Below are 10,059 nucleotides of genomic sequence, written 5' to 3'. Positions count from 1 at the left end.
GATCTCTACCGCAGGCTCATCGCCCTCAAGAAATCCAACTCGGCCCTCCACAACGGCGCCTGGGGCGCCCGCATGATCCACGTCCCCAACAGCACCCCTTCCGAGGTCCTCAGCTTCGTACGCCAGAACGACCGGGACAAGGTCTTCGCCGTCCTCAACCTTTCCCCCGCCCGCCAGACCGTAACCTTCCAGCAATCCCTCCACCGCGGCACCTACCGCGACTACTTCAGCGGCGACACCGTGTCCCTCACCGCCCAAACCCAACTCGACCTCCAACCCTGGTCCTACCACGTCTTCGTGAAAGGAGATTGACTCAAGAGGCGCACTGCCGATCAAGCCACATCAGCCGCGAGAGCCAACCGTCGGTTAACGACCTGCCAGAACGACTTCACGGCTTGCGGCCGACCTTCGAAGAAGTCCTCAAAGAAGCCAGGCAGGTTGAGTTGATGCGGATACGCATACCGTTCTCCGTCCTCTCCAACTTCGCTGACCCAATCGTTTGGTTCGCTGTGATCAGCAACCAGGAAGAGTTCGGAGGGGTAAAGAAAAGGCTGGCCGGAATCGTTGAGGAGGCGAAAATCGTCACTTTCGATCCCGATCACAAGGTAGGGCTGATCAAGAGTCAGGTCAGGATAGTCTGGTTGTTGTTGCTTAAGCTTTACGATCATTCCGAATCAACCTGTATCTGCTTTATTTCGACTCTGCCGACGTCCGGGTGTTCATACCAGTGATATTCGCATTCTACTCCATCAGCCTCAAATCTAGGGCTGCTTTTCTTGAACCACTTGGAGGCCCTTCCTCCGTAACGGCTCACGAGACGTTCAATATCCCGAATCCGTTTGCCCTTAGCTATAACCCGAGCTTTGGACAGCAGCCTTGGAGTCAGTTTCGGCGTACTCTTCACAAACCTGTATTCCTAACACACCACCATGGCAGATTATCAGATACTTTCCTTGAGACAGGCCGACTCGGGACCGACTGACTTCGAATCCGCAGGTCGCAGGTTCGAGTCCTGCCGGGCGTGCCACCCTCCTAAAATTGCGGCTTTCCTGAGTTCTTTCTAGGTTGCTGATTGGATGAAAGGAATGTCCCGTCTCGCTATGTGAGAACGGTGTGTGAGACTTTGCCGCGTTCCTGCTCGAAAACGGCCACGGCATCCCGTTCGGCTTGGCCGATGGAGTGCAGGTAGACTTCAGTGGTCGTGCGGTTTTCATGTCCCAAAATCCGCTGGGTGCTGCCCAGCGGCACGTTGCGGCTGTCCATCAGGCTGGCTCCTGCGTGGCGCTTATTCCGATATCGGCATAAACGTCATATCTACAGCGAGCAGACCGGCCAGTGGAGGCCCGCTGAGAGCAAGCCGCTGCCGGGGACGTTTCATCCCAGTCCTCCAAACGGTCGGCTACTCGCTTTCCATAGTGTTCAAACTCGGTCTCATCTACACTGAGCCAACGGTTCGCGGCTTAGCGGCCGCGCTTCGCGGCCCGCTGCAGCCGCTCGTTATCGGGGTTTGTGCTTCGCTTCTTCCGTGCAGCTAGCCATCTTTTCAGAGAGTCGGCGCTCTCACCGGAACGTCGACCGGCCAAGAGACCGGCAACAGTCAGATCCTCATCCAGATCTGGCCAGTGAAGGTATCCGCCGCCCCCGAAGATTTCACAATTTCCGCGTTCTTTCTTCGAACCGTGCCACAATCGCGGAAACCAGATCAGCGGGACGATGACCGTCCGGCCGTCACTCAAATCAACGGTCAAAGCGTCGTCATCGACCATTACTTGCCGAGCCCGCGCTTCTTGAATCTCAATCTGCGAAGAACTCATGCCATCTCTCCAAAAATTCCTCGGCGTGTCGCTCAACCAGTCTGGCAACAGTGTTGAGTTCGACCCCGAACGGATCGGGCTTCAGGTTCAACGAACAGCGCTGACCGTCAGCGCCGAGGCAGAGAAGCTCGCACCTGCGGGCGCCGCAGGCGACCATCAGGTGGAGCGATTTGTTAGCCGGGCGTCCTCAACCTCGACTTCCAGTACCCAGGCCGTCGACGGTCGTGGGCGACCGCGATGATGAGCAAGCGCGATTCCTCAATCTGATAGACGACACCGTACGGAAAGCGCCGCAGCAGGTAGCGACCGAGTGCCATGAGCATACGGAGACCATGCATCGGGCCGCGCAATGATCGCGTCTTCCGCAGCGTCCATCTCCACACTGAACGCCGCCGCGCAAGTGACCACGCTTCGTCAGACCCGCCCTGGCCACCGCACTGCGCACGGCTTTCTGAACCAGGGAGGCGTCGATGTGATGACGGCCTTGCCCGGCCGCTTTTCGGGTAATTCCAGCGCTTCTCCTGCGGAAAGGCCCATTGCCAGCGCCACTCGGCTGGCGCATTGGGGTATTTGCGGCCCAGACCGCTCGGCATTTGAACGCGGCCCTAGCCCTCGGCCAAGTCGCGCTGATGAACCGATTTGACTCTTTGCAGGTGTGCCTGAAGGGCTTGCTTCCGGGACTCGGGTAGCATCGAGATGCGGTCTTTGAAGCCTTTTCCGTCGCGGACGAGAATCTCGCAGCCGCGGTAGCTAGCGGCTGATGATTCTTGCAGCAGGGGCGAGGCCCAGACTTTGCAGAGCTATCGTGATGATGGCCGCGAGCAAGACGAAGGCGAGGACCTTCATCGCAAGGCTGCGCAAAGAGGAGCCGGAGAGGGCAGACCCTACGACGAATCCGCCGATGGCCAGTTCCACGGTCTGACCGACGAACCATCCGGCCAGGAGGGAAGGTCGGGCAGTCGAGATTGACGCCAGCCCAAGGGCGAGGCCGCCCCAGATCAATGCTCCCAGTTTCAGTCCAAATGTGAAGCCCTGGGAAGGAGCCCGGACCTGAAGGTGAGGGGCAAGCCAGACAAGGGTGATGGCCGAGGTGAGGAAGGCGGCATAGCCCAGGGGGATCAGGGCGAACGCTTCTTCAAGGGGGCGCAAGAAGGGGCTAGGTTGAATATAGAGGCTCGCAAGGATCCCGCCATGGAGGAGGAAGTCGAATCCCAGCATGGCGATCCATGAAAGCAGGACCGTGGCGACCTTTCGCGATGAAGGAATGCTGGTTGACTTCATATTGGCTCCTCGCTCGCTGACACCGCGTTTCCGCCTAACGTTCAGGTTCGGCTGTGGCGGGCAGCGCCAACTTTCGGACCTTTGCCGTGTGAAACCCAGGGTGGCGCCGCCGTCTCGCTAACGCTCGCCGGGGCTGACCCTGGGCTGACGAATCTGCCCCTGTCAGGGACAAGATACGGAGGGCCCTGGCTCAGAACTTATGACCGGCAGCACCAGGCACGAACTCTCCTCTCCGCATACCCTAGCGCATCGGAGGGTGCTCTTGCACTCCCGACTCGGCATCCCTTAGCGACCGAACGCTGTTCAGTTCCGGAGATCAGCCTGGTGATGCACGTCCACTGACCGAGACTTGACTGGCAGTTGGTCGGATTGGTCGACCTGCGGTAGCAAACCTTGTTGGGCTTCGTGACAAGAATCGTACCTTTGGTGACGTTAGTGAACGTCCTGGTCCCATCGGCCCTTTGGGGGGCATTCATCCCCCACGCGACCTCGATTTTGCAAATGCGATTCCACGTGTTGGAGACGAGCTTGACGTTGCCGGCCACAAGCAGAGCTGTAAAGGTCACGCTCAGCAGGGCCGAGATGATAAGTTTTCTCTTAAACATTGTTCTTCGAGCCTCCTTCTGAGATCCAATTGATTGGCTGGCGGGCCGGAGTTTGGCGGCCCTGGCCAACCGGATCGGCCTTCTTAACGAATCGGACGGACCAGATTTGGTTTTTCCATGCTTTCGGCTGCACCGTTGGAGGGATTCCCGCAGCAGCCCTGCATTACCGTGTCGTAAGGACAACCCGGAAGCTGTAGTCGAGGTGGGTGCGGTCGGGGGGGATGGCGGTGCGGGCGGCGCAGGGGGTGATCTTGATGCGGTGGCGCCAGGAGCCGCCGCGGGAGGCCTTGCGGATGCCGGTCGGGGGGCCTTGCGGATTGCGGTCGGGGGAATCGGCGTAGTAGTTGGCGTCGTACCAGTCTGAGCACCACTCGTGCACCAGGTTTCCCATGTTGTGGAGGCCGTAGGCGTTGGGCGGGTCCTGGGCCACGTCTTCAAGCTGGTCTAAGGTGTGTCCTTTCCCCTTGACCTCCATCCAGCCGGGTTCTTCATCGCCCCAGGGATAGCGCTTGCCTTGCAGACCTCCGCGGGCGGCTTTTTCCCGTTCCGCTTCGGTGGGCAGGCGGTAGGGACGGCCCGTGGTTTCGGCCGCCCAGCGGCAGTAGCAATCGGCTTCGAACCAGGTGACGCCGACCACGGGCTGTGAGGGTTGTCTGAAGCGTTCCTCCCCCCATCCTTTGGGAGGCTCGCGCCCGCCGTCTTTGAGAAAACGCCCGTACTCGCGGTTGGTAACGGGATGGATGGCCATGCGGAACGCGTCCACCCAGACCCGGTGGACGGGCCGTTCGTTGAAACGGCCGTCTTCGCTTCCCATCAGAAACCATCCTTCGGGGATGAGCGCCGTTTCAGGTTCGATGGCTGTCATGAACGTCCCATTTTAGCAGCTAGTTACCGTGCGGCCCGCCGCCCAATTCAGGCAGCAGCCACTCTGCCTCGGGATCTGATTGCAGCCGACCTTGCTGTCAAAAAGGATTGAATCTACAGTCCGGCGCCACCGATGTGCTAAGTCGAGACGTGCCAATCCTGGTCCTTGCCTCCGTCACCTCGGTGATCTTGGGGCGTCATGCGTTGCGTCGCTGTCGGCAAGTATGAGGCAGGCGAAGCCCGCTCTGAAGTGGTGGTTGCTCCCTGGCGGGATACTTGCGACTATCCTCACTTTTGTACTGGCGGCAATTCTCGATTTGATGGATGGCTAAGCCATCGTTTCTCCGCGAGAAGGCTCTTTGCCGCAAGGCGGACGAGAGTCCCGCCAAGACCGCCGCTATGGGGAACATTCGTCCGCGGCTCAATTCAGGATCGCCATCAAGGAATCGAAGGCGCCTGTCACGGCACCGCTGATGTCGAGCCCCAATGAGGAAACAGCGAGAGCGACTAGAGCCAGCATCACGGCGTATTCAGTCGTCGAGACTCCGCGCTCATTTGATCGGATGTTTTTAGGCATGGGTCCCGCCAAGGTTTCTTTTCCAACAGGCAGGCGCGATTTATGTTCAACGAGTGGAGTGTAACAAGTCACTCTGAAAAACTGGGTGCCAGCGCGCGTGAGACGTGCGGTCTTGGAGTGCGCTGGGCGAGGAACGGGTGAGTCCTAGCGAAAGCAGGAATGCTTTTCGTTCCACTCCCGCACGAAGGCTTCGACCGTTTCCTGCAACTCCTGCACCGATGCGAAGCTGTACGACTCCACCCTGGGTCAGAACTCTTGGCGACGCGGCACTAGAATAGTGCGACACGAAGATCACGCCAATCAGCCGGCAGATGTAGGTATCGTCGACTGGCCGCCTCACGTCGCCAGCGGTCAGTGCCCAGTGGATGGCCGTGCGAAGCCCGCGAAAACCGGCCTTGCCGTGACCTGTATATGAGGGCGGATCGATTCTCCCCTTGAGAACGGCGGCTGCAAGGAGGCTGAGATGGGCAAGAACGACGAGCGGCGACCCGATCAAGAGCAGGACCGCAGCCAAGAGGCGACTCTGGAAGCCGGTCTCAAAGCCGCCTTCGGAGAGGTTCCCCAAGGACGCCTGGTACAGCACATGCAGGAGAGCCTGGGCCTGGACAGCCGCATCCTGCTACGCGACCAAGAAGAGGACTCCTCTCCCCTCACCCTCTCGGCAGGCGACTCGGATGAACGTCAAGCGGGCCGCTACCGCCTGCAGGGGGAGATCGCCCGGGGCGGCGTGGGTGTGGTGCTGAAGGGACGCGATGACGACCTGGGACGCGACGTGGCCGTCAAAATGCTTAAGAAGGACTTCCAGGAGTATCCGGCCATGTTGCAGCGCTTCGTCGAGGAGGCCCAGATCGGGGGCCAACTGCAGCATCCCGGCATCCTCCCCGTTTTCGAGCTGGGACGCACCGGCCGGGGACGGCTGTTCTTCAGCATGAAGCTGTTGCGGGGACAGACCCTGGCCAAGCTGCTGAGGGAGCGCACTGATCTGGAGAGCGGACGCCTCAAGGTCCTGGGCATTTTCGAGCAGGTCTGCCAGACCATGGCCTACGCCCACTCCAGGGGTGTCGTGCATCGCGATCTCAAGCCTTCCAACGTGATGGTGGGTCCCTTCGGAGAGGTGCAAGTCGTGGATTGGGGACTGGCCAAGGTCCTGCCTCAAGGAGGGTCGGCGGAAGAACGCCATGCCGCCGCCGTTCAAGCGGAGGGCCCCGAGGTCGAGACCATCCGTTCCATTTCCGGCGACTCCCGCTCGCTGGTAGGCTCGGTCATGGGCACCCCTTCCTACATGTCTCCCGAGCAGGCCCGCGGCGAAATAGAGCAGATCGACGAGCGGACCGACGTCTACGCCTTGGGCGCCATCCTCTGCGAGATCCTGACGGGCCAGCCCCCGTTGAGCGGCAAGAAGGATCAAGGCTTCCGCCAGGCCTTCCTCGACTTCGGCATCGACTTCCGGCAGCAGTCGGCTGAACAAATAGCAGAGATCATCCGTCAGTCGCCCATCCGCAATCAACTGGCCCACGGACTCGACTTGTGGCTGCGCACCGGCTTTTATTTGATCTTGCGGGGAAACGACCGCTACAGCCTGCAGGAACTGAGAGAGCGCATCCCCGCCCTCTTGCAGGGCGACCCCGACCCCTTGCGCGTTCGCCTGAGGCGGTTGGCTTTCAGCGGCCGTCCGCCGGTTTCGGAGATGACCGAAATCGCTCAGGCCGACCTTGAAGAAATGCAGCCCCGCACCCTGGCCGTTCTGGTCTCCAATCTCCTCATGGGGCGCGACCAAAGGCTCTGGCCTTCCCTCTGTCAGCGGGGCCTGCGACTCTATCCCGACGACCTGTCGCTGCTCGATACCTGCGCCGCCGCCTACCGCCGTGGCGGACGTTCAGCCGAGGCCGTACGCTATTACACCGCCGCCTTGGCCCTCAGGCCAGGCATCTCCGGACTGTGGAGAAGCCTGGCGGCGGCCCTGAGCGAGCAGGGACGCCAGGAAGAAGCGGTGGCCGCTTTGCAACGCGCCGCCGACCTGCGTCCCGACCTGGCCAGGATTCACTACGAGCTAGGCCAGGCCTTGAAAGAAAGCGGTCAAGAGGCGGCCGCCGCCGCGGCTTTCGGCCGCTGTTTGCAGGAGGGGCGCCGATCGCCCCCGGCCGGGGTGGCTCCTCCCCCCTGGCTTGAGGAGTGCGAGTCCGGCGCGCGCTAAAGCCGGGCCGGCCCTTCTCCTAAGTCCTCACACACAAAACCCGTTAAACCAAAGGAGGTCATTATGAGCAGCCCTGCTCTTCGTCTGTCTGAAATCCGCTGGGGGAGGCTGCTGTTGGCGGCCCTCGGAATCGAAGCCCTGCTCCTGCTGGGCCACTTTCTCTACATGGTCGTCTATTCCTACGCCCTCCAACCGGGGCAGGACTTGGCCCATTACCAGGAACACGCGCAAAGAAGCGGACCTTATTTCGTCATCCTGGCCGGCGTCCCCGTGGGCTTTGCACTGACACGGGCCTTCTTGCGCAAGCTCTCCAGCCAGGCGGCTCTGGCGACGGGAGCTGGAATCCTGCTGGCGCTCCTGATTATCGATCTGGGGCTTCACGCCATCCTGAGCCTGCCCATTCCCCCTATTGCTCCGGTGGCCTGGGCCGCCAAGTGGATGGGAATCATCCTGGCCACCCGCTCGGTCATGCGGCGCGATGCGTCCGCTTGAACCCTTCTTGGACGGCGTCGGTCTAATGCGTAAGCAACAATTTCCGTTGGATAGGAGAGATCATGAAAGCGCTAACCGTTTTTCCATGGCGGAGAATTCTTCCGCTGGTCCTGCTGATTCTCGTCAGCGTCCCCTTAGCCGTTTCAGTCGCCCAGGAGCCGTCAACCGGGCAGGTTCTCGGGAGGGTGAGCGATCCCTCGGGAGGCGTGATTCCAGGAGCAGACCTAACCTTGACGATGGAGGGAAGGGAACGTCCCTGGACGGCGGTTTCCGACGATGCAGGACAATATAAGTTCAAAGAACTGCCCGCCGGTAAATACGAGATCGAGGCCCGGCTGACCGGCTTTAAGACCTACACGGCCAAGTTTGTTTTGGCTGCCGGCGAGGAGCGTCGAGTCGACATCACCTTGCAGTTGGGCGAGATTACGGAAGCGGTGACGGTCTCGGGCGGAGTCGCGCCGGTGCATACCGAAGCCGCCTCAGTCAGCTCGGCGAATAGCGGTGTTTTTCGGATAGGTAGGGCTAAATTTGACCCCCAGTCCCGCTGGAATCCCAACTTCAACACCGAGGCCTACGACCACATCGACGAAAACGACTTCATTCACGTCTCGGATCAGCCTCTCTCGACCTTTTCCATCGACGTCGATACGGCCTCCTATTCCAACGTCCGCCGCTTTCTCAAGCAGGGACAGTTGCCCCCTAAGGACGCCGTCCGCATCGAGGAGCTGATCAATTACTTCAACTACGATCTGATTCCTCCCCAAGGACGCCATCCATTCGAGGTCAGCCTGGAAATGGCAGAAGCCCCCTGGAACCCGGAGCATCGCCTGCTATCCATCGGCATTCAGGGACGCCGGATACCCGAATCGGAGCGCCCGCCCGGCAATTTCGTGTTCCTGATCGACGTCAGCGGATCCATGCAGAGCTACGACAAACTCCCGCTGCTCAAGAAGGCCATGCGCTTTATGGTCGACCGGGCCAGCAGCCGCGACCGCATCGCCATGGTGGTTTACGCCGGGGCGGCGGGTCAGGTGCTGGCTCCTACCAGCGGCGACCGCAAGACCGCCATCATCGAAGCCTTGGAGGGCCTGCAAGCGGGCGGCAGCACCAATGGCGGAGAGGGCATCAAGCTGGCCTATGACCTGGCGGCCCGCCATTTCCAGCCCCAGGGCATCAACCGCATCATCCTGGCCACCGACGGAGACTTCAATGTAGGAGTCACCAATCAGGGCGATCTGACACGGCTCATCCAGGAACAAGCCAAGCGCGGCATCTTCCTCACCGTGCTGGGGTTCGGGACCGGCAACTTGAAGGACTCGACCATGGAGAAGCTGGCCGACAAAGGCAACGGCAACTACGCCTACATCGACTCCCTGCTGGAAGCCCGCAAGGTGCTGGCCGAAGAGCTCGGCGCCACCCTGGTCACCATCGCCAAGGACGTCAAGATCCAGGCCGAGTTCAATCCCCTCAGGGTGGAGGCCTTCCGCCTGCTGGGCTACGAAAACCGTCTGCTCGAGCATCGCGACTTCAACGACGACAGCAAAGACGCCGGCGAGATCGGGGCGGGACATTCGCTGATGGTGCTTTATGAACTGATTCCTTTCGGTGAAGGAGCGCCTGAGCCCTCCACCGACCCTCTCCGCTATCAAGATGGCCCCCGGCCCAACCGGCAGGCTCTGAGCCAGGAGTGGATGAACCTGAAGCTGCGCTACAAGCGGCCCGACGAAGAGCAGAGCCGGCTCATCGAGATTCCCGTGGGCGGATATGCTTCGCCCTTCCTGGCGGCTTCGCCGGACCTGCGCTTCTCGGCCGCGGTGGCGGCCTTCGGGATGCTCTTGCGGGAGTCGCCTCACTGCGGAATTGCCACCTACCAGGATGCCTTGTCCTGGGCCCGCGACAGCCTGGGCTCGGACCCTGGAGGCTACCGCCAGGGTTTCCTGCAACTGGTTGACAAAGCCGCGCAGCTCTCAGCCGGAGAGGAAACCGCCATGGTCCGGCGCCGCTGACTACCTGGGCGCGGGCCGCTACTCTTCCCGCAGCGCGGTGACCGGGTCGACCCGGGTGGCCCGCAGGGTGGGAATCAATATGGCCGCCAGCGCCACCGTCAGCAGGGTCAGGGTAACCGCCGCCACCGTGGGCAAGTCGAAGGAGCCGACCTGGTAGAGCATGTCGGAGATAAAGCTCGAAAGAGCCCACGATGCGGCCAGCCCCAGGACAAGTCCCAGCAGCGTC

Annotated in this window: 10 protein-coding genes; 4 read left to right on the top strand and 6 right to left on the bottom strand. The window is 61.1% G+C overall.

The genetic code is table 11. The features are described from left to right. Positions 1-312 (top strand): alpha amylase C-terminal domain-containing protein (locus VLU25_20490; protein ID HSR70320.1); only part of this gene is annotated, 312 nt, incomplete at its 5' end. Between the two features lie 20 nt (positions 313-332). Here the strand turns inward: VLU25_20490 and VLU25_20485 are convergent. From VLU25_20485 to VLU25_20465, 5 genes are all read right to left on the bottom strand, one after another. After that, complete coding sequence (locus VLU25_20485) at positions 333-668, bottom strand: hypothetical protein (GenBank protein HSR70319.1); 336 nt, start codon at positions 666-668, stop codon at positions 333-335. Between the two features lie 430 nt (positions 669-1,098). Continuing rightward, positions 1,099-1,263 (bottom strand): hypothetical protein, encoded by a 165-nt coding sequence (locus VLU25_20480; GenBank protein HSR70318.1) that lies wholly within the window; start codon positions 1,261-1,263, stop codon positions 1,099-1,101. Between the two features lie 197 nt (positions 1,264-1,460). Continuing rightward, complete coding sequence (locus VLU25_20475; GenBank protein HSR70317.1) at positions 1,461-1,814, bottom strand: DUF2442 domain-containing protein; 354 nt, start codon at positions 1,812-1,814, stop codon at positions 1,461-1,463. 750 nt (positions 1,815-2,564) lie between these two features. Next, positions 2,565-3,032: a hypothetical protein gene (locus tag VLU25_20470; protein ID HSR70316.1), complete on the bottom strand. Its 468-nt coding sequence runs from the start codon at positions 3,030-3,032 to the stop codon at positions 2,565-2,567. Positions 3,033-3,863: 831 nt separating this feature from the next. Further along, complete coding sequence (locus VLU25_20465; protein HSR70315.1) at positions 3,864-4,565, bottom strand: SUMF1/EgtB/PvdO family nonheme iron enzyme; 702 nt, start codon at positions 4,563-4,565, stop codon at positions 3,864-3,866. A gap of 1,039 nt (positions 4,566-5,604) precedes the next feature. Here VLU25_20465 and VLU25_20460 point away from each other — a divergent pair. From VLU25_20460 to VLU25_20450, 3 genes are all read left to right on the top strand, one after another. Continuing rightward, positions 5,605-7,335 carry a protein kinase gene (locus VLU25_20460; protein ID HSR70314.1) on the top strand — a complete coding sequence of 577 codons (1,731 nt, stop codon included), beginning with the start codon at positions 5,605-5,607 and terminating at the stop codon, positions 7,333-7,335. Between the two features lie 63 nt (positions 7,336-7,398). Then, positions 7,399-7,827 carry a hypothetical protein gene (locus VLU25_20455; GenBank protein HSR70313.1) on the top strand — a complete coding sequence of 143 codons (429 nt, stop codon included), beginning with the start codon at positions 7,399-7,401 and terminating at the stop codon, positions 7,825-7,827. Between the two features lie 62 nt (positions 7,828-7,889). After that, positions 7,890-9,833, top strand: coding sequence for a von Willebrand factor type A domain-containing protein (locus tag VLU25_20450; GenBank protein HSR70312.1), 1,944 nt, complete (start codon positions 7,890-7,892; stop codon positions 9,831-9,833). A gap of 18 nt (positions 9,834-9,851) precedes the next feature. On the opposite strand, the gene VLU25_20445 is transcribed toward VLU25_20450, so the two are convergent. Next, on the bottom strand, positions 9,852-10,059 hold a 208-nt coding region (locus VLU25_20445), incomplete at its 5' end, for a hypothetical protein (protein ID HSR70311.1).

The organism is Acidobacteriota bacterium (assembly GCA_035471785.1).
Lineage (GTDB): Bacteria > Acidobacteriota > UBA6911 > RPQK01 > DATIPO01 > JANQFM01.
Note: the sequence above shows the minus strand (reverse complement) of the source record. Positions and strands in the feature narration are given on the sequence as shown.

Excerpts from the sequence above, each read along its gene's own strand:
- VLU25_20485 (HSR70319.1), bottom strand. The coding sequence starts at position 668 with ATGATCGTAAAGCTTAAGCAACAACAACCAGACTATCCTGACCTGACT.
- VLU25_20480 (HSR70318.1), bottom strand. The coding sequence starts at position 1,263 with ATGGACAGCCGCAACGTGCCGCTGGGCAGCACCCAGCGGATTTTGGGA.
- VLU25_20475 (HSR70317.1), bottom strand. The coding sequence starts at position 1,814 with ATGAGTTCTTCGCAGATTGAGATTCAAGAAGCGCGGGCTCGGCAAGTA.
- VLU25_20470 (HSR70316.1), bottom strand. The coding sequence starts at position 3,032 with ATGCTGGGATTCGACTTCCTCCTCCATGGCGGGATCCTTGCGAGCCTC.
- VLU25_20465 (HSR70315.1), bottom strand. The coding sequence starts at position 4,565 with ATGACAGCCATCGAACCTGAAACGGCGCTCATCCCCGAAGGATGGTTT.
- VLU25_20460 (HSR70314.1), top strand. The coding sequence starts at position 5,605 with ATGGGCAAGAACGACGAGCGGCGACCCGATCAAGAGCAGGACCGCAGC.
- VLU25_20455 (HSR70313.1), top strand. The coding sequence starts at position 7,399 with ATGAGCAGCCCTGCTCTTCGTCTGTCTGAAATCCGCTGGGGGAGGCTG.
- VLU25_20450 (HSR70312.1), top strand. The coding sequence starts at position 7,890 with ATGAAAGCGCTAACCGTTTTTCCATGGCGGAGAATTCTTCCGCTGGTC.